This window comes from Actinoplanes sp. NPDC024001, assembly GCF_040638955.1.
Taxonomy (GTDB): domain Bacteria; phylum Actinomycetota; class Actinomycetes; order Mycobacteriales; family Micromonosporaceae; genus Actinoplanes.
Genome location: NZ_JBEZZB010000076.1, coordinates 14,535 through 32,461 on the forward strand (window position 1 = coordinate 14,535; position 17,927 = coordinate 32,461).

General features: G+C 69.6%; 17 protein-coding genes. 11 read left to right on the forward strand and 6 right to left on the reverse strand.

The genetic code is table 11. The features are described from left to right. Positions 1–138: 138 nt before the first annotated feature. Positions 139–3,825 carry a hypothetical protein gene (locus tag AB0F81_RS27475; RefSeq protein WP_360201744.1) on the reverse strand — a complete coding sequence of 1,229 codons (3,687 nt, stop codon included), beginning with the start codon at positions 3,823–3,825 and terminating at the stop codon, positions 139–141. A gap of 281 nt (positions 3,826–4,106) precedes the next feature. Here AB0F81_RS27475 and AB0F81_RS27480 point away from each other — a divergent pair, with 281 nt between their 5' ends. After that, on the forward strand, positions 4,107–4,397 hold the full coding sequence (locus AB0F81_RS27480) for a hypothetical protein (RefSeq protein WP_360201746.1): 291 nt from the start codon (positions 4,107–4,109) through the stop codon (positions 4,395–4,397). A gap of 77 nt (positions 4,398–4,474) precedes the next feature. After that, on the forward strand, positions 4,475–4,990 hold the full coding sequence (locus AB0F81_RS27485) for an ester cyclase (protein ID WP_360201748.1): 516 nt from the start codon (positions 4,475–4,477) through the stop codon (positions 4,988–4,990). A 9-nt stretch (positions 4,991–4,999) separates the two neighbouring features. On the opposite strand, the gene AB0F81_RS27490 is transcribed toward AB0F81_RS27485, so the two are convergent. Further along, positions 5,000–6,283 carry a serine hydrolase domain-containing protein gene (locus AB0F81_RS27490; RefSeq protein ID WP_360201749.1) on the reverse strand — a complete coding sequence of 428 codons (1,284 nt, stop codon included), beginning with the start codon at positions 6,281–6,283 and terminating at the stop codon, positions 5,000–5,002. Positions 6,284–6,379: 96 nt separating this feature from the next. On the opposite strand from AB0F81_RS27490, the gene AB0F81_RS27495 reads away from it, so the two are divergent. After that, positions 6,380–8,005 carry a DUF885 domain-containing protein gene (locus tag AB0F81_RS27495; RefSeq protein WP_360201751.1) on the forward strand — a complete coding sequence of 542 codons (1,626 nt, stop codon included), beginning with the start codon at positions 6,380–6,382 and terminating at the stop codon, positions 8,003–8,005. Here the strand turns inward: AB0F81_RS27495 and AB0F81_RS27500 are convergent. Then, entirely contained in the window at positions 7,954–8,739 is a 786-nt protein-coding gene (locus AB0F81_RS27500; protein WP_360201752.1) for a GNAT family N-acetyltransferase, read from the reverse strand. The two genes, AB0F81_RS27495 and AB0F81_RS27500, sit on opposite strands and share 52 nt — an antisense overlap. A 232-nt stretch (positions 8,740–8,971) precedes the next feature. Between AB0F81_RS27500 and AB0F81_RS27505 the strand changes: the two genes are divergently transcribed. Both AB0F81_RS27505 and AB0F81_RS27510 read left to right on the forward strand, forming a co-directional pair. Then, the gene (locus tag AB0F81_RS27505) at positions 8,972–9,814 is read left to right on the forward strand and encodes an EamA family transporter (protein ID WP_360201754.1); all 843 of its coding nucleotides are present in this window, start codon (positions 8,972–8,974) and stop codon (positions 9,812–9,814) included. A 24-nt stretch (positions 9,815–9,838) separates the two neighbouring features. Continuing rightward, the gene (locus AB0F81_RS27510; RefSeq protein WP_360201756.1) at positions 9,839–10,258 is read left to right on the forward strand and encodes an ester cyclase; all 420 of its coding nucleotides are present in this window, start codon (positions 9,839–9,841) and stop codon (positions 10,256–10,258) included. A gap of 42 nt (positions 10,259–10,300) precedes the next feature. On the opposite strand, the gene AB0F81_RS27515 is transcribed toward AB0F81_RS27510, so the two are convergent. Continuing rightward, positions 10,301–10,879 carry a TetR family transcriptional regulator C-terminal domain-containing protein gene (locus AB0F81_RS27515; protein WP_360201758.1) on the reverse strand — a complete coding sequence of 193 codons (579 nt, stop codon included), beginning with the start codon at positions 10,877–10,879 and terminating at the stop codon, positions 10,301–10,303. A 79-nt stretch (positions 10,880–10,958) separates the two neighbouring features. Between AB0F81_RS27515 and AB0F81_RS27520 the strand changes: the two genes are divergently transcribed. From AB0F81_RS27520 to AB0F81_RS27540, 5 genes are all read left to right on the forward strand, one after another. Further along, positions 10,959–11,237 (forward strand): multidrug efflux SMR transporter, encoded by a 279-nt coding sequence (locus AB0F81_RS27520; RefSeq protein ID WP_360201759.1) that lies wholly within the window; start codon positions 10,959–10,961, stop codon positions 11,235–11,237. 34 nt (positions 11,238–11,271) lie between these two features. Then, entirely contained in the window at positions 11,272–11,640 is a 369-nt protein-coding gene (locus tag AB0F81_RS27525; RefSeq protein WP_360201761.1) for a multidrug efflux SMR transporter, read from the forward strand. Between the two features lie 1,393 nt (positions 11,641–13,033). Further along, positions 13,034–13,312 (forward strand): hypothetical protein, encoded by a 279-nt coding sequence (locus AB0F81_RS27530; RefSeq protein WP_360201762.1) that lies wholly within the window; start codon positions 13,034–13,036, stop codon positions 13,310–13,312. Between the two features lie 1,345 nt (positions 13,313–14,657). Beyond that, positions 14,658–15,107: a hypothetical protein gene (locus AB0F81_RS27535; protein ID WP_360201764.1), complete on the forward strand. Its 450-nt coding sequence runs from the start codon at positions 14,658–14,660 to the stop codon at positions 15,105–15,107. 189 nt (positions 15,108–15,296) lie between these two features. Continuing rightward, positions 15,297–15,602: a hypothetical protein gene (locus AB0F81_RS27540; RefSeq protein WP_360201765.1), complete on the forward strand. Its 306-nt coding sequence runs from the start codon at positions 15,297–15,299 to the stop codon at positions 15,600–15,602. Positions 15,603–15,652: 50 nt separating this feature from the next. Here the strand turns inward: AB0F81_RS27540 and AB0F81_RS27545 are convergent, their stop codons facing one another. Continuing rightward, positions 15,653–16,543: a hypothetical protein gene (locus tag AB0F81_RS27545; RefSeq protein ID WP_360201767.1), complete on the reverse strand. Its 891-nt coding sequence runs from the start codon at positions 16,541–16,543 to the stop codon at positions 15,653–15,655. Between the two features lie 159 nt (positions 16,544–16,702). On the opposite strand from AB0F81_RS27545, the gene AB0F81_RS27550 reads away from it, so the two are divergent. Further along, a complete protein-coding gene (locus AB0F81_RS27550; protein WP_360201769.1) occupies positions 16,703–16,855 on the forward strand; it encodes a hypothetical protein in 153 nt (50 codons plus the stop codon). 100 nt (positions 16,856–16,955) lie between these two features. Here the strand turns inward: AB0F81_RS27550 and AB0F81_RS27555 are convergent, their stop codons facing one another. Next, positions 16,956–17,909 carry a serine hydrolase domain-containing protein gene (locus tag AB0F81_RS27555; RefSeq protein ID WP_360201770.1) on the reverse strand — a complete coding sequence of 318 codons (954 nt, stop codon included), beginning with the start codon at positions 17,907–17,909 and terminating at the stop codon, positions 16,956–16,958. Positions 17,910–17,927 lie beyond the last annotated feature (18 nt).

Here is a 17,927-nt window from a genome sequence, read left to right on the forward strand (position 1 = left end):
GGTTCCCGGCTCGCACCGGAATCCACCCCCGGACAGACCGGGGAGGCAGCTGCTTTGTCGAGCTGGATCCCTCGGATGCCGGACGCACCCGCGACAAAGGATAGAAGTCGTGCTCACGGACGTCCCGCGCCGTCACGGCTAAGGGCGTAGGTATTTCGCGCGTTCCTGCGGGGTGAAGTCACGGGTCATACGCTGCTGGGCCAGGGCGAGCACCTCGTCGACCGGCCCGCACACCTCACAGGGCGTGAACCGGATGGTCGCCCCGTACACCGTGATGAGCTGTCTGCCGTCGGCGCTGAAGGCGAGTTGCCGGGCGGTGCTGGGATGGTCGAACGTGAGGGGTTCACCCGTGCCGTCGGTGTTCCACAGGCGCACGACGTCGTCGGTGCCGACCGCGGCGATCAACCTGCGGTCCGGGCGGAAGCTGATCGCCGCGATGTCCCCGACGGTGCCGGTGAGCACGGCCGGGTCGTCGTCGCCGGCGACGGCCCAGACCCGGATCGTCTCGTCGTCTCCGGCGACGGCCAGCAGCTGCCCGTCCGGGCTGAACCGGATGTGACCAGCCGGCCCGCCCTGCCCGGGCAGCGTCCGCACGACCCGGTTGGCGACCGGGTCCCACAGCACGACGTCAGTCGATTCCGAAGAGATGGCGACCAGGCTGCCGTCCCGGTTGATCGCGATCGGCCCGACGCCGTCGATACGGGCGGCGGCCTGCAGTTCGCCGGCCCGCCACACCCGGATCTCGCCGTCGCCGCAGTCGACGGCGAGCACGTTGCCGTCGTCGCTGAGGGCGGTCTGGTTCCCGGTCATCATGTCGGCTCCGTGCGCGCAACTGAGCACTGCTGGTTTGTCGCCTGTCGCCGTCTGCCACCAGTGAATCTGCTCGCTGTCAGAGCTCGTGGCGGCGACGCCTCGACCGTCCGCGCTGAGGGTGAGGGACGGCACCTGGACCGGGGCGAGGCGCAGCGTTCTCGCCTTCTGCGGGGCGCGGGTAGGGAAGACGGAGATGGTGCCGGGTTCGCCGGCAACGGCGGTCACACCGCCGTCAGCGCTGAGCTGCGCCAGATTTTCGCCGGTCACGGGGATGGTGATCATGGTGGCGTTCGCCGCGGCGGTGGTGTCCCACACACGCACGGTGGTGTCGTCACTGCCGGAAACAAGCCTGCGGCCGTCTGAGCTGAATGCCAGCTGACGGACAGCACCGCGGTGGCCGCGCAGCGTCAGGCCGCGAGTGCGGTCGGTGGCATCCCAGATCCGGATGGTCCGCTCGTGACTGCCCGCAGCGAGGCGGCGGCCATCCGGGCTGAACGCCACGCTGGTGTACATGAACTCCGGGCCGCGGTAGATCTCCGGTCCGGTGCGCCCGTCGGTGGACCAGACCGTGACCTGCTCGTTGCCGCCGACAGCGATCCGGCGGCCGTCCGGACTGATCGCGACAGAGGTGGGAAAGGCCGGGCCCGGCTGCCGAAACACTGCGGGCGGCGTCGTCGCGGCAACGTTCCAGATCCGGACGGTGCCATCGTCCGAGACGACGGCGAGCCGCCCGTCCGGGCCGAAGGCGAGGTCGTGGGGAAGACCGGTCTGGGGCAGCGACGTCCGCGACCCCTTTCGCCGGGTGTCCCAGACGTAGACGCGCGCATCGGCGCCGATGGCGGCGACCCAGCGACCGTCCGGGCTGTAGTCCACATCCTGCAGGAGTGCGGGCGTCGGCAGATCCACCGACAGTGCGTTGTCCCCGTCCACCATGTGCCACACCTTGACCTGGCTGCGGCCGGTGCCCGGGTCGTAGGCCGCCACCGCCAGACTGCCGTCCGAGGCGACATCGACAAGTGGGCCGGAGAACGGCGCAGTAAGCGGCAGTGACCGGCCGTGCAGATCCCACAAGGTGATCACGCCATCGGTCTGCGCACTGACGACCCGGGAACCGTGAACCGCGATCGAGCTGATTCCCATGCCGTGCCCCTCCATGACGAACGTCGAGCGAGCGTCGGTCGCGGCCTGCCGCAACACCGACTCGGTCTCGCGGTCCGGATGGAGGCGGTACGCCCGTGAAGCGAGCAGCAGAGCCAGCTCGGGATCGGTCATCCGCGCGGCCCGCGCACCCGCCGCCAGCTCCCGCGCCACGGCACGATCGCGCTCGGCGGCGGCGACCCGCGCGGACACGACGGCGCCGACCGCGAGCACACAGACGACGGCCATCACAGCGGCGAGCCCGGCGAACAACCGGCGGGTGCGACGCTGACGCAGCCGACTCTCGCGGTCGCGCAACGCGCGGCCGGCCTGCAGAAACTCTCGTTCCGCGCTGGTCAGGTCAATGATTTTCGCGTCCGCCGCCTCCGTGCCGGCCGACAGCTGCAGCCCGCGATACAGAGCCCCCTCGTCACGGCCCAGCGACTCCCAGACGGCGGTCGCCTCGGTGAGCTGGCGGTGCAGCCGCAGCCCGGCGCGGCTCTCCTCGACCCAGCCGCTCAGCCGCGGCCAGGCCCGGATCAGCGCCTCGTGCGCGATCTCCACCGTGTCCCGGTCGGTGCTGACCAGCCGGGCCGCCGCGAACGCCTCGATCACGGCCGGCGCGGCTTCGATCGTGCCCAGCTCGGCACGGTCCAGGCGCCGGCGGGTGATCAGCCCGTCCGGCCCGACGTCGACCATCCTGATCAGCACCTGCCGGGCAACGTCGCGTTCGCGCTCCGACAGCCCGTCGAAGGTCTGCTCCGCGGTGTGCGCCACCGCACCGGCCACACCGCCGGCCGCAAGGTAGCCGGCCAGCGTCACCATCGCACCCTGCCGGCGCCGCCACGCCTCGCGCAGCGCGTGCGCCGCCAGCGGCAACGCGCCGGGGGAGTCGCTCATCTCCGCCACGATCGTCGCGACCAGCGCGCCCTCCACCCGGGCACCGCGCAGCTCGGCCGGTTTCGTCACCGCCTCGCGCAGCTCCGCCGGGCTCATCCCGCCGATCAGCACCTGCGCGTCCGTCAGGGCGGCCAGCAACGGCGGATGCTCGGCGAACCGGGCGTAGTGGTCGGCGCGCACGGCCAGCACCACCCGGGCCCGGCTGTCCGGCGTGTGGCACATCGCCAGCAGCGCCGCGATGAACCGCGCCCGCTCGGCCGGATCCGCGCAGGCCGCGAAGGTCTCCTCGAACTGATCCACCACGACCAGAAGATCACCGCACCGGGGGCCGTCGGGCAGGCCCTGCCGCACCAGCAGATGCGCCCGCTCCGGATCCTTGCGCAACTCGTCCAGCAGCCCACCGGCCGGCACCCCGGCGTGCCGCCCGAGGTGTACCGCCAGCTCAGCCATCGGGTGCGCGCCCGGCGTCAGCACCATCGCCGGCCCGGCGACGGCCGGGACCAGCCCGGCCCGCACCACCGACGACTTGCCGGCGCCCGACGGGCCGAACACCGCCAGGAACCGCCGCTGTTCGAGCCGGCGCACCAGCTCGTCGACCAGAGCGCTGCGACCGAAGAACAGCTCCGCGTCCTCCGGCTGGAACATCGCCAGACCCGGGTACGGCGACGGAAGGTGCCCGTTGTCCTCGCCCGGGCCCTCGGCGGGCGTCATCGTGAGGCGCTCGGTCTCCCGCCAGCGCTGCTCCCACTCGGCAAGATCACCGTCGCAGGCGGCCGCGTACGCGAGGGTCACCTCCAGCGTCGGCAGCCGCCGGCCCGACGCCGCCGCGGACAGCGTCGCCACCGAGTAGTTCACCCGCGCGGCCATCTGCCGGTATCCGGGCCTGCCCGCCTTCTCCCGCAGCCGGCGCAGCTCGGCTGCCAGCTGCTCGACCGGCCCACCCTGCCCGTCCAGGGGCCGTTCCGGCCTCGGCATCCCCGACCTCCCGCTGCGCCGCGACATCCATCGCCCATTGTCACTGCGTTGTCCAGCGTTGTTTGTCTGACCGCTGCGGGCAGGCCCCAGACAACCGGCGCGCCGCTAGAAACAGATCTCGTCAGCCAGGGGAGCCGCGGCGAAGAGATCGGGGGCGCCGCCGTCTTCGTCCGTGGCTGATTGCCGGCCGGCACCCCGCAACGACCGTTCGCACCTGTCGAGGGAAGGGCCTTGTCGATGCACACAGCAGTGAGACGGCTCCGCAGGACCGGAGGCACGCTTTGAGCTCCAGGCGTTACGTGGTGGCGTCGACGATCGTCGTACTGGTCCTGGGAGCGGACATCGTCGTCCGGCTGGCCGACAGCGACACCCCGGCAGGGGTGGTCGCACCCGCCGTCGCCGACCCGCCGGGCGTGCCGGCCCCGGACGGGCAGCGACCCGTCACCGGGACGCCGGATGACCGGCCGCTCCGGCCCGCGGACCCGGTGCCGCGGGGCGTCACCAGACAGCTGGAGGTCTTCTCGGGAGCGAGCACCGCGAGAACGACCAGGACGAGCCCGGTGCTGTCGTAACCGCGACGACGCGTTGAGCGCCGACCTGCCGGAATCGATACTGCTCAGGGGGCAGCAGACATCCCGGGGGAGGCAGCATGCCCAGCACCGACACCGACGCCTGCGTCCGCTCCATGATCATCATGGCCTCCGGCGACCTCGACGAGCTGGCCCGGGTCGTCCACCCGCAGGCGGTCAACCGGGAAGCCCGGAGCGAGCCACCGGCCTGCCGGGGCACGGGGCCGGCCGCGTTCGCGGCCACCGCACGCTGGCTGCGAGCCGCCTTCACCGACCTGACGTTCGACATCCACGAGGCGGTCGCCGACGGCGACCTGATCGCCGTGCACTGCACGATGTCCGGGCGCCAGGTCGGCCCGTTCGTGTCCTACGACGAGCACGGCGAGGTCGCCCAGGCGTTTCCGCCGACCGGCCGCCGGTTCGCGATCACCCACAGCCACTGGTTCCGGACGAGGGATGGGCAGGTCGTCGAGCACTGGGCCAACCGTGACGACCTGGGCCTGGCCACCCAGCTCGGCTGGATCCCGCCCACCCCGGCGTTCCTGTGGCGGATGGCCCGCGCGAGACGGCACGCCCGCCGGAACCCGGACACCTAGGCCGCCGGGCTACCCCTTGACCGCGGCGGCGGCCAGGCGCTGGAACTCGTCCCGGGCGCCGTTGAACAGGAAGTCGACGGTCTGGGTCAACGCGATCGCGGTCAGCTCCCGGTGCGGGTCGGTGAACCAGGTCGTGCCGTAACCACCGTCCCAGCCGTAGCGGCCCGGCCCGGAGACCTCGTCCGGGGTGACGCTGACCGACATGCCGTAACCCCAGCCGTGCCCGGCCAGCGGGAACGGGCCCGCGTCGGCGATCTGCTGGGCGGTCAGATGGTTGGTGGTCAGCAGCCGGACCGACTCGGCGGACAGCAGCCGCCGGCCACGGTGCACGCCGTCGTTGAGCAGCAACCGGCTGAAGGTGAAGTAGTCGTCGAGGGTGGAGGCCAACCCGGCGGCGCCGGACGGGAACGCGGGCGGCCGGGTCCACTCCTCGGGCCTCGACCCGGGTTGCAGCTCCAGCTGTCCGGTCTCGGGGTTCACCGCGTACAGGCCGGGCAGGCGTGCGGCCTCGGCGCGCGGCAGCTCGAACCCGGTGTGCCACATGCCGAGCGGCCCGAACAGCCGCCGGCGCAGGAACTCCGCCAGCGGCCGGCCGGCGGCCCGTTCGAGCAGCACGCCGAGCACCAGCGAACCGGTGTTGTACTGCCAGCGCTGTCCGGGCTGGTACATCAGCGGCAGCGTCGCGAACCGCCGGATCCACTCGTCCGGGCGGTGCGGCGTGCGCGGGTCCGGCTGCGCCATCGCCAACTGCAGCCGGTCGGCCTCGGTGATGATCGGGTACGGCGGCTGGAAGCTCGGCTCGAAGACGAGGCCGTGCCCCATCCGGAAGGTCAGCAGGTCCTCGACCGTGATCGGCCGGGCCGCCGGGACGGTCTGGTCGAGCGGCCCGTCGACACGGGTGAGCACCCGCCGGCCGGCCAGCTCCGGCAGCAGCCGGTCGACCGGCTCGTCCAGCGCCAGCCGACCGTCCTCCACCAGCATCATCGTGGCGGCGGCGATCACCGGCTTGGTCAGCGACGCCAGCCGGAACGGCGTACCCCGGCGCATCGGCCTCGCGCCGCCCAGCGTGAGCGTGCCGATCGTGTCGACGTGCACCCGTCCGCGGTGCGCGACCAGGTAGACGATCCCGACCAGCTCACCTCGCTCGACACGGGCCGCCATCGCCGCGCGCAACGCGGCGAGCCCGGCCCGCCACGGCCCACCGGCCACCGCCGGCCCGCCCGCCACGACACCGGTCGTCAGCGCCGCCACACCCGACGCCCCGGCGCCGGCCAACAGTGTTCGCCTTCGCATCGCAGGTCTCCCTCTGTCTTGTCGGCTCATGACAGTGCAGACCACCGCGGCGGCGCGAACTCATCGGTCCCGGCGAGCGTGGTTAGCATCGTTTTCGTGATCGAGGACTTCGCCGGCCGGCTCCTGGACGACATGGCCCGACTCGACCCCTGCACGGCGGTCGTCGACGCCGGTGAGCAGGAGGCCGACGGGCTCACCGACTACAGCCCGGACGGCCACCAGGCCCGCGCCGACCTCGCCGCCCGCGCCCTGCGCGAGCTCGAGACCCTGCCCGCGACCGGCCCGCTGCACGCGCACCTCGCCGAACGGCTCCGCACCCGCATCGCCTTCCACGACGCCGGCGAGGACCTGCGCGAACTGCACGCGGCGGCCACCGGCCCGCTGCAGCTCATCCGCCAGGCCGTCGAGGCCGCGGTGCCCGGCCGCGACACCGAGGGCGCGGCCTACGAGCGGGGCTGGGCCCGCGTCAGCGCGCGCCAGGCCGCGATTCCCCAGGCCCTGGCGGGGTACGCCGGCAGCCTGCTGCTCGCCGCCGAACGCGGTCACCTCCCGACGCGCCGTCAGGTGGAGATCGTCACGCGGCGGTGCCGCAACTGGATCGACGACGACCTCGCCCTGGTGCGGCGCTACGGCGACGGACCCCAGCAGGCGTCGTTGCGGGCGGCGGCGTACGACGCGAGCCAGGCGTACCGAAGAATGGCCGCGACGTTGACCGACGAGCTGGCGCCGCAGGCGCGCAGCGAGGAGGCTTTCGGGCCGCAGCGGTACGTGCTGTGGGTGCGCACCTTCCTGGCCGGCGAACCTGATCTGCGCGAGCTGTACGACTGGGGCTGGCACGAGTTCACCACGATCGAGGCGGACCTGGCCGCCGAGGCGAGAACCCTCGGCGGCAGTGTGCCCGAGGTGCTCGACCGGCTGGACCGGCCCGACGCGCCGGGCACCCTGCACAGCCGCGACGCGTTCGCCGGGTGGCTGCAGGAGCTGCTGGAGGCCACCACCGAACGGCTGCACGGCGCGCACTTCGACATCCCCGCGCCGCTGCGCCGCATCGAGTCCCGGGTGACCGTGTCCGGCGGCACCGCCTACACCGGGCCGTCGCAGGACCTGACCCGGCCCGGCCGGGTCTGGTGGCTGCTTCCCGAAGGCCAGACGAGTTTTCCCACGTGGCGGGCGTACAGCACCGCGTACCACGAGGGTGTCCCCGGCCATCACCTGCAGATCGGCGCCGAGGCCTGCCGGGGCGGCCTCGGGCAGCGGCTCAATCTGCTCGGCGGGCTCTCCGGCTGCCAGGAGGGCTGGGCGCTGTACGCCGAACGGTTCATGGACGAACTCGGCCTCTACGAGCAGCCGGGCGCCCGCCTCGGATACCTGTTCTCGCAGCTGCTGCGGGCCGCGCGTGTCGTGCTCGACATCGGCCTGCACCTGCGGCTGCCGGTCCCGTCCGGCGGCGGGGCGGTGTGGACGCCGGAGGCCGCGCTGGAGCTGCTGCGGGACCGCTGCCATCAGGGCCCCTACGCGTCCAGGGAACTCGCGCGCTATCTGGGCCGGCCCGGGCAGGCGCTGGCCTACAAGGTGGGGGAGCGGGTGTGGCTGGACGGGCGCGCGTCCTTCGGCGGCGACCGGCGCGCGTTCCACCGGCGGGCGCTGGAACTCGGCTCGCTGGGCCTGGATCAGCTGACCGAAGGGCTTTCCGGACCGCTGTTCGAGAACGAGACGACCTGACCGACCGCGCGCATGCCCAGACCCTCGTAGAGCCTGCGCGGCACCGGATAGGCGTCATCGCCGCGCGGACCGACGACCGCCTGCGTGGCACCCAAATCATGGGCCACGCGCAGCATCTCGGCGCACAGAGCCCGCGCAACGCCACGAGACGCGTGCGACGGCGCGGTGCCGACCGGCTCGAACAACACCGACCCCGACCGCGGGTCGAGCCACCCCAACCCGAAGCCGACGAATGATCCGTCAGCGGCTTCCGCGACCAGATCGAGTTCTTCCCGGTAGGGCGGCGTGCCGATGACCGCTCGATGCTTGTCCGCCGAATAGCGGGAACCGCTCTCGTCGCCGGTCACCGGCAGGCCGAGCAGCCGCTTGATGTGGGCCGGCGCCCAGCAGCGACGATGGATCTCCACTCGCTGCGCCAACTCGTCCCGGCGAACCCCGCGAATGCGGACGCCCTCGGGTACGCGATGCGCCCGCAGATCCGACAGGTCGGTGAGGCTGCGCCACATCCGCGCGAACCACGGCCCGTCAGTGCGGCGGAAACCGCGCGCCGTCAGCGCCCGGACGAGTTCCACCTGCTGCACGGACACCTCCACCGTGGCCTGCGGCGCCACCTGCAGAATCTCGGCCACGCAGGCCCGCACCCGCCGCGCGGGCATCTCGCTGCCCAGATGCACCGACACGGTGGACGGCAGCCAGACGTCGGCGAAGCCTTCCAGCGGGTCACCCCACGTCAAGACCCGATCGGGTACGGGGCTGCCGTCGCCCTGCGCGAAGGCCCAGGCGACGTCGCCGATGTGCAGCCGCTGCTGTGGTGTCCACCCGCGAGCGACACACTCCAGCCGCAGATCCAGATCAGTGCGGTTCACCCCGGCAGTCCGCCAGAAAGATCCGGCCCGGTCAAGCTCATTCGCGCCCCTGGTGCGGGGATGTACCAGCCGGCGCGGCGGCACGCTTACGGTCGCGGCGATGAAGACGACGTCCCCGCTGCTCGTGCTCGTGTCGGTGATGTGCGCGCAGGCCGGCGGGGCCGTCGCGCGTACGTTGTTCGACGATGCCGGGCCGGCCGGCGTGCTCCTCCTGCGCCTCGCCGTCGCAGCCGCGGTGTTCGCCGTCGCCGTACGCCCCCGGGTGTCGACCTGGACGGCCGCAGCGTGGCGGGCCACCGCCCTGCTGGGCGTCTTCGCCGCCGGCCTGAACCTGCTGTCCTACCTGGCCCTGAACATCGCACCCCAGGGCGTCGTGGTCACCGCGTCGTTCGCCGGCCCGCTCCTGCTGTCCCTGGCGCAGACCCGGCGCCCGGCAGACCTGCTGTGGGCGCTGATGGCCGCGACCGGCGTGGCGCTGCTCGGTCTGCGCGCCGGCGTCGACATCCCCCCAGCGGGCCTGTTGCTGGCCCTCGCCGCCGGCGCCTGCGGCGCCGGATACATCGTGTTCGGCGCCCGCGTCGCAACGGCGGTGCCCGGTCTCGGCGGCCTGGCGGTCTCGTTCGCCGTCGGTGCGCTGATCGTCCTGCCGTTCGGCGCCGCGGGCGCCGGCGAGGCGCTGCGCCGTCCCGGCCTGATCCCCGGCCTGCTGGCGGTCGCCGTGCTCTCCTCGATCGTGCCGTACGCCCTCGAACTGATCGTCCTGCGCGACCTGCCGACCCGCGTCTTCGGTGTCCTCATGAGCCTGCAGCCCACGGCCGCCGCGCTCGCCGGCCTGCTGATCCTGCACCAGCACCTCGGACCGGCCGCCATCGCCGCGCTCGCCCTGGTCACCACAGCCAGCCTCGGCGTGACCCGGCGCCCCCCGCTGCCGGCCACGCGGTGACCCGCACCATGGCAGGATCGGCTGATGGACGGGCTTGATCGCCGCCGGGAGCTCGAAGTGTTCTACCGGCGTTACAACGAGCGATGCAACCAGCACCAGTTCGACTCGCTCGGCGAGTTCGTCGCCGATGACGTGGCGGTCAACGGCGAAGTGCAGGGACTGCCCGATTACATCGCGGGCCTGAAGCGGGTCGTGCGCGCGTTCCCCGACTACCGGTGGCATCTGCGTCACCTGCTCATCGACGGCCAGTGGCTCTCGGCGCATTTCCTCGACACCGGCACCCATCAGGGGACGTTCCTCGGCGTGCCGCCGACGGGCACCGCTGTCACGATCCAGGAGTTCGCGGTCTACCGTCTCGCCGACGGCAAGATCGCTGAGGTGTGGGTGACGGCGGACAACCACCAGCTGTTCCAGCAAATCCACCAAGTGGCTGTCTGCCCGTAGTTTCCAGACCGAACAACGGCAAGCAGTTGATCTAGGGCCGTGTCACAGGCGGCGGGCGGCGAGGGATCTGAGCTCGCGGTCGACGACGTGTTGCGCCCAGTCGTGTCCTCGGGTGCGGTCACGGACGAGAAGGTGGAAGGCGAGACCGTCGATCAGGGCGTGAAGGCGATCGACCTGGACGGCTGTGGGTTCGCCGCCGGCTGCCGTGATGGCCTTGGTGCAGACGTCGCGCACCACGGTGTCGGCCTGCTGCCACAGCGGCTGGAGGCTGTCGTCGGTCAAGGCGGCCATGCCGAGGGCGAGGAAGACCTCCATCTCCAGGCTGCGCTGCTGGTCGAGTGGTAGAAGCTCGAGGAGGGCGGCACGAGCCCATGCTTGCGCGGTGAGGTCGGCGGGTAGCGCGGCGATGCGCTGGCTCAAGCGCTGCGAGACCGCGGTGATCGCCTTCTCGCGCACCGCCGCCTGGGTGGGGAAGGTGTAGCGCAGCGAGCTGGGCGCGAGGCCGGCCTGCGCGGCGACGCGGCGCACGGTCAGAGCGGTGATGCCTTCGCGGGCGATCACGTGCCAGGCGGCTTGGATGACGGCCGCGTCACGCGCTGCGGTGTCCAGAACTCGGGGCATGAACAGATAGTCGCACAGTCGTACGGAAACGTGCTATACCTGTAGTCGTACAGTCGTGCGGAAACGAGATGAGGTTGTGATGGCCTGGACAGTGCTCGTCGTGTCCGGACTGCTCGAAGCGGTCTGGGCAACAGCGCTCGGCGCGTCCGAAGGGCTGAAGAAACCGAAGCCGACGGCGCTGTTCGCCGTCACGCTCGTGCTCAGCATGGTGGGGCTCGCCTATGCGATGCGCACCCTGCCGACCGGAACCGCCTACGCCGTCTGGGTCGGCATCGGCGCCGTCCTGACCGTCGTAATCGCCGTCGTGCGTAAGAAGGAACGACTCACCCCAGCCAGGCGGCCCTGCTGGCCGTGCTGATCGGATGTGTCGTCGGACTGAAGGCGGTCAGCTGATGCCCTGGATCTCACTTCTCGTCAGTGCCGTGCTCGAAGCCGTGTGGGCAACCGCCCTCGGCCGTAGCGAAGGCTTCAGCCGCCCGGCGCCGACCGTGATCTTCGCGATCGGTCTGCTGCTGAGCATGGTCACCCTCGGCTACGCGGCCAAGCACATCCCCATCAGCACCGCCTACGCCATCTGGACCGGCACCGGCGCCGCCCTGACCGTCGCCTACGCCATGGCGACCGGCCACGAGCCCGTCACCGTCATCAAAGTGGTCATGCTGGCCGGCATCGTCGGTGCCGTGATCGGACTCAAACTCGTCAAGGCGCCTGCTGAGGCTCACCCGACGGCCACCGAAGGCGCTCAGCGCGCAGCGGCCTGACGACCGGGCATCGCCGCGGCGGCTTCTGCGCCGAGCGCCGAGCCGCGCCGCTCGGCTGCCGGACCTGCGACAACCAGCCCGGGCACCACGCTTCGCGCCTACCCGGCACCGGATGACGCCCTCTCACAGCCACCCGGGCCGAAAGCGGCCCTTTGAGCGCACGGATCTGGCGAGTTGAGTGCGTTCGCAAAAGGCGTGCGATCCACCTCGACACCGATACCGTGGAAGGATGTCCTCGCCCGAAGACGATCCACTTGTGCCGTCCTGGGGGCCCTCGGATGTTAGCTACCGCAAAATACTTGCATGGCTCGCTGGGATTCTCGTAGCGATTATAGTGATCTGCGGATGCAGCTTCATGGGTGTCAACATGTGGATTGGCCACGGGATAGAGCAGAGCCGCGAAACAAGTCGTTAGCGCGCCGCTACGTCGGCAGTTGAGGGACGATCACTCATGCCGATGAGAGGGCGATGCGAACGGGTGGCCGACGCAGCTGCCAGGACATAGAAATCGAAGCTTGGCTTTCTACCAAATGTGGGCAACTACCTCATGAATCTGGTTATCCCAGCCGAAAACCCGCACCTTGAAGGGCATGGAGTCATACGGTGTCAAGCTGAGGTCGACAAGCCATTCATCTGTTCCGTGGGGCTGAGACACGGAACGGACGAAGTATCCACGAGGGTCTTCTGGGAACCCACAACCGAAGCGGAATATGGACAGAGCGAAGGCGGCCGCGAAGGCCGCCTCATGTGGGGTCAAATACGCCACTATTGATTCACGGCGATTCCGTCGCCGCATAGCTGCAGACTTGAGGGTGGCGTATAGAAAATTTCCGAGAACTCCAGATCCTGCAGCATTGGCGAGCCAAATGAGCAATTCCTTTGCGTACTCCGGGACTCCAGCGTCACCCGAACCTCCGCCGCCGCCGGGGTAAGCATCCCCGAAGTCCACCATTCTGCCGAAATAGGCAGCGGGGCCAAAAGGATAGTTACGCGCAATGATGACCATGTCGTAGTACCAACGATCATCAACAGTCTCACGCCTTGAAATATAACTGTCGCCTGGGTACAACTCGCCCTCCGGACTACGCGAACCGGACTAGCAATCCTTGACGGGCTCCGTAGCAAAGGGTATCGGCCAGACGTTCAACTTCGGCAATACGTCCGACATTCTGCAAGATCAATATCGCGGCGTGGAGGGCTGCATTCTCCCGCTCGGTTCTGGTTATCGTTCTTCGGAGCTGGTCTGTCCGATGCACGCTTTCTGCCGCCGATCGTGCGCGCTGCCGCTGAGGCCGGTCGTGCATCGAATACTCGTCAAGGCGGGGATCCGACGCTGGCCAGATCGCCCACGGGTGGGCCGCAATGCTGGGGGGCCAGGCTACCGTTGGGCGCTATGACGACCTACTCCGGTCCGGCGAGGCTGACCCTCGCTGGCGGCACCCAAGTGTCCGGCATGGCTTCGCTCAGCACCAATCAGCGCGGAGGTCTCGTGGGCTGGGGCGGCACATTTCGTCCGGACCAAACCAGCGCAGACATCCGCAGCGCCGGCGAGGGGCTTTCCTTGGAACTGCCGTACGACCAGATCGGGTCGGTGTCTGTCACCGGCGTCCGGAAGCTGCTCGCGACGCAGATCCTGGTGACACTCACCGGTAGCGGCCCCGCACCGTTCTGATTCGATTCCAGCTCCACTCCGAACCAAGATCAGCTGCGCTCATCTGGTCTCATACGCTGGTCCTCCCTCAGGCTGCCACGTCGTTGACGCCGATCAGGGAGGGCAAAGCTACTTTGAGCTGGGACAAACCTCTCTTGAGCCACTCCCCGGGCGGTAACCGGTGGGAGCATGCCAGATGAGAGTCACACCCATAGGATCCGAGTGGACAGCCGCAAAGCGAGCGATCCCACCGGCTACCTCGACCCAGCCTGGCCGGGCCAGGTCGTAGATCCAAGTAAAGAAGTAGCCGCTCTCCGCGCACCCCAGCGGACAACGGTGGCTGGGGTTGCGGGTTCGGCGGCGCGGAAAGATCTCTGCGGCGCAGCTCCGGCATCGGCGAGTCGTACGCGATGTCGTCGGGCCGCCAAGACCCCGCTTTCGTGTATACCGTGCCTCATTGCCGCGCGTCGGGTGCGTTGCCTCCTCTCGATCCGCAGTCGGTCACCGACTGGGGCGCCTGGGGCGATCCGGTCGTGCGGGGTGCTGTGCCGCTCGATCGGACGTCACGAGTCCAGCGCCCAAGGGCGTCACCCCGGCGTGACACCGCGGAACCGAACTGTCTGATCTTGATCGACATAGCGGCCGGGTATCGGGTCACCGGCGCGCGCCGCCTCCGTTCGCACGCAGGATTACTTTGACGTCCTCTACGCTTTGTCGATCTCGCTGCGCTCGTAGAGTTGGCTCTCCGCCTCGTCGAAGTCCTTGCGGAACGCCGCCAGCGACGGGAACTGCGTCTCGTCGGCGAGGAACCGCCCCACCCCCATCGGCGCGAACAGCTTGGCCGGCGGGTTCTCCGGCGCCTCCCCGACTACACGTCGACCGGATCGACGTCTGGCAGACCGACAACGAGTACACGCTGAGCCTCGCCGCTGCCGGCGTCCACGTCATGCTGATTCGACTACGCTACGACGGCTGGGTAGACGAGGTGATCAACGGCGCTGGCACGGTCGCGCCCGGTCCAGGCGCATTGACGCTCATCGGCCAGGAACTGTCTCTGGAACTCGGCCCACGGAGCGCCGCGTCCCTTGGCCTCCCACGCGACTTGTCGGCTGTATTTGGATGTCGACGCCGAAGCAATCCGGCTCGTCCGCGCCGCGCTCCTGGAGATCTCCCTCGCTCGATCCGGCATTCGGATCGCATCATGGCAAGGCCACAGAAGTCGGTCGCCCTGTGACGACGCGCAGCTATTCTCGTGCCGCACCCGGTGCGTGGAACGCCACCTTCAGTGCCGAGCAAGCATCAATGGCGCACGGGGTCCGGGTCGGTCGGCTGCACTCCCGGCTGAAGGCATTGAATGATGGCACCTATGGACATCGAGACGCGACGTGCGGTGGTGGAGGAACTGTCACGGCTGGCGGGTAGCGCGGACTACCGAGACCGAGCGGACGCCGGCCAGGCCATGGCAAGGTTCGTAGACATGCCCGAGGCCAGTCAGCCGCTGCAGGGACTCCTGCTCGACGCCGCCGACACGTTCGTCACTCATGCGACCGCAGAGGCTCTGCTGCGGCGGGAGGACGCAGAAGGCCTGACCACCGTGGTACGAGCACTGGCCAGCGCCGGTGCCAACCATGCTGACTGGATCTACTCCGCCGCCCACCATGTGTTCGAGATCTATGCGAACCAGCGCGACACCGCTGTGCAAATGTGCAATGCATTGATCGAAGAGGCTGATCCAGGACTCCGCCGGGGAGCCGCTCAACTGCGGGATGTCTTGATCCAGATCAAACCCGTCCTCCATCCCGCAGGCGGCAACTGAGCTGATCAAGACACGGTGACTACCCATCCGGATCTGCCGCTGAGAAAGCGCGATTGGCCCGGTCCCTGCCCGCGCCCGGCGGGTTGGCCGGCACTCGCTGTAGTCGCCGTCGACGACGCAGCGGGCTGCTCCGCCGTGGCGCCGTTGGGAGTCGAAGGTTGAACGACAAGTGAGGCGTACCGTGGCGGCATGCGACAGCCTGAGCTGGACGACAGCCGGCGCAGGGACAGTGCTCGCCTCCACGCCGTGCTCGACCACCTCGATGCCGGCGACTTCGCCGGCGGACACGCGCGGGCGCTGGCGAAGCTCCGCGAAATCAGCAGTGACCGCATCGTGCTGGGCGAGGTCCTCGGAGACTATCTGCACCGCGTGGTCGTCGGAACGCAGGCCGAGACGATCGCCTACTGGCCGGTGCTGGAACTGCTGCGAGCCGCGGGAGCCGACGAGGAGCGCGCCGCCGCGAAGGCCGCCTGGCTCCGCCAGCAGGAACGATAACGGCTCCGATCCGGATGTGGATCGGAGCCGTTATCGGCGATTGCTCGCGCCTACTCGGTGAGCACCTTCACGGAGTCGGCCAGCCCGTCGTTCCGGTTGACACCGACGAAGAATTCGCCGCCCACGTGGGTGATGTCCTCGATCTCGTCGGTCAGGTCGTTACCCGGAATGCCGATGTCGCTCTCCACATCGCCGCCGGACCAGTTGTACTGGTACACCCAGTTCCATCCGGTTGCGGGTGTCGACGTGTTGATCGACTTGGTGTTCCAGATGTAGTTCTCCGAGCAGTCGATGCCCTGGTCGGAACGGTTGTCGTGACTCGTCAGGTTGCTCTTCACCAGCGTCCACCCGCTCGTCAGCGCTCCGGAACCGGGGTGGGTCCACAGGCTGCCCAGCCGCCGGGCGGCATATTTGCCGGCTCCGCCGGCTGCCGTCGCGCTGTAGCAGAGGCCGCTGATGTTGCCGATCGGCAGTCGCACCTCGCTGGCCGTGCCCACCGTCCCGTCGGCGTTCAGGCGCACGACGGTCACCTTGTCGCTCAGGAACGCGGACTGGCTTCCCTGGGTGGCGATCAGGGCCGGGCCCTGGCCGAGATAGTTCGCGTTGTAGGCGAGGTCGTTGCCGTGACCGAGGGTCGGGATGGAGGTCGGCGCACCCGCGCAGGTCCAGCTGGCGCCGTCCCAGGTCGTGCCGTCGCGCAACCACCGGGACAGGACCGGCTCCGCGCCGGCCGCCTTCGTGAAGATGATGTAGAGCTGGCCGCCCGGCCCCGCCACCATGCCCTGCATGACCGTGCGGCCGGCCTTGCACGCGCTGCTGTTCGGGATGTTCAACCGTTCCGCGCCGCTCCTGTCGGTCGCGGCGTTGGCCGCCGCCGCCGGGGCGATAGCGATTCCGAACGAGAGCGCGAGCACGGACGCGACGCCTGATAGCTTCTTCAATTCGGTGTCTCTCTCCAGGGGGATAAGGCGGAGAGCAGCGTATCAATCAAGGTCAACTTGTTTTGGCGATATTTCTGTGGTAATGTCCGCCGCTCTGCAGTGGACTCGACCTCCACTGCACGGTAACGGGAAGCTGGTTGTTGCGCGGTCGACGGTGGCATGATCCCTATCGGGGGCTTCAATGCTCTTACCGATCAGGTGAGCATCCACACCGACCTCAATAGCGGCGAACGCATCTTCGTCCAATGGAAGAATATTGCGGTATTGCGCTTCAAGGACGCATCGGCGGCCGCGGATGACGAGGGCGTCTAGGTCGCAAGGCAGTTTCGAGCGCCGTAGCGGCCGCCAAAGCGGCATTCGTGGGAGCCCGGCACACGAATTGCGGACCCCTCGACTGCAGCGACAACCCTGTTCAGCCGAAGTGACGGGCGGCCAGTTCGCTGAGGGCTCGCAGCGTCTCGTGGCAGTCCTCGGCGTTCGTCATCACGGCGACCGCTGTCCCCGACGCCGGCCAGGCGAATGAGAAGCACCTGAAGCCCGTGTTCTGCCCGGTGTGCCCGAAACAGCCCTCACCCAGCTCGGTGCCCAGACCGAAACCGCCAGGCACCTGCGGCGTCAGCATCTGCGCGGCCAGACCCGGCGGCAGTAGCGCGGATTCGCCGACGGCGGCACGGCTGATCTCCTGCTCCAACCGCACCAGGTCGGCCGGGGTGCTCCACAGGCCCGCGCCGGCCCTCTCCGGCTGGGTGTGCCAGCCACCGGGCACGGGGACGCCACCGGCATGGCCGCGGGCGGCGCGTTCCTCGTGCTCGTAGGGAAACCGCTGATCGAAACTGCTGTCCACCATGCCGACCGGGTCCAGCACGAGCGCCGCCATCAGCGTGTCGAACGGCGTCCCGGTCACGTCGGTCAGCAACTGCTCGAGAACGGCGTAGTGGCTGCCGGAATAGCGGAACTGGCTGCCCGGCGGCAGCTCCCGCCGGACCGCGGGCGTGTTCGCCGGCGGCTCACCCCGCAGGATCTGCTGCAAGGTCGGCAACGGCTCTCCGACGGCGTACCCGGGGAACCAGTTCTTGGTCAGCCCCGCCGTGTGGGACAGCACCTGGCGTACGGTCACCGTGCCGCCGCCTGGCAACTGCCAGGCCGACAGATAGGCATTGACGTCGGCGTCGAGGTCGAGGGTCGCGTCAGCGACCAGCCGCAGCGTGCCGAACGCGGCGACGTGCTTGCTGATCGAGCACGCCGGAAACAGCAGGTCGTCGCCGGCGGTCCAGACCGCGCCGTCGCGGTCGCCGACCGCGACCCCGATGCTGGGAACGCGGTCTCTGCCCGGAACCAGGTCTCTCCACTCGTCCGCAAACCCCATGGCTCCCGAGTATGCGGG

What these genes read in the sequence shown, in the direction of transcription:
- AB0F81_RS27475 (WP_360201744.1), bottom strand. Translation starts at nt 3,825, where the DNA reads ATGCCGAGGCCGGAACGGCCCCTGGACGGGCAGGGTGGGCCGGTCGAG.
- AB0F81_RS27485 (WP_360201748.1), top strand. Translation starts at nt 4,475, where the DNA reads ATGCCCAGCACCGACACCGACGCCTGCGTCCGCTCCATGATCATCATG.
- AB0F81_RS27490 (WP_360201749.1), bottom strand. Translation starts at nt 6,283, where the DNA reads ATGCGAAGGCGAACACTGTTGGCCGGCGCCGGGGCGTCGGGTGTGGCG.
- AB0F81_RS27505 (WP_360201754.1), top strand. Translation starts at nt 8,972, where the DNA reads ATGAAGACGACGTCCCCGCTGCTCGTGCTCGTGTCGGTGATGTGCGCG.
- AB0F81_RS27510 (WP_360201756.1), top strand. Translation starts at nt 9,839, where the DNA reads ATGGACGGGCTTGATCGCCGCCGGGAGCTCGAAGTGTTCTACCGGCGT.
- AB0F81_RS27515 (WP_360201758.1), bottom strand. Translation starts at nt 10,879, where the DNA reads ATGCCCCGAGTTCTGGACACCGCAGCGCGTGACGCGGCCGTCATCCAA.
- AB0F81_RS27520 (WP_360201759.1), top strand. Translation starts at nt 10,959, where the DNA reads ATGGCCTGGACAGTGCTCGTCGTGTCCGGACTGCTCGAAGCGGTCTGG.
- AB0F81_RS27525 (WP_360201761.1), top strand. Translation starts at nt 11,272, where the DNA reads ATGCCCTGGATCTCACTTCTCGTCAGTGCCGTGCTCGAAGCCGTGTGG.
- AB0F81_RS27530 (WP_360201762.1), top strand. Translation starts at nt 13,034, where the DNA reads ATGACGACCTACTCCGGTCCGGCGAGGCTGACCCTCGCTGGCGGCACC.
- AB0F81_RS27535 (WP_360201764.1), top strand. Translation starts at nt 14,658, where the DNA reads ATGGACATCGAGACGCGACGTGCGGTGGTGGAGGAACTGTCACGGCTG.
- AB0F81_RS27540 (WP_360201765.1), top strand. Translation starts at nt 15,297, where the DNA reads ATGCGACAGCCTGAGCTGGACGACAGCCGGCGCAGGGACAGTGCTCGC.
- AB0F81_RS27550 (WP_360201769.1), top strand. Translation starts at nt 16,703, where the DNA reads ATGATCCCTATCGGGGGCTTCAATGCTCTTACCGATCAGGTGAGCATC.
- AB0F81_RS27555 (WP_360201770.1), bottom strand. Translation starts at nt 17,909, where the DNA reads ATGGGGTTTGCGGACGAGTGGAGAGACCTGGTTCCGGGCAGAGACCGC.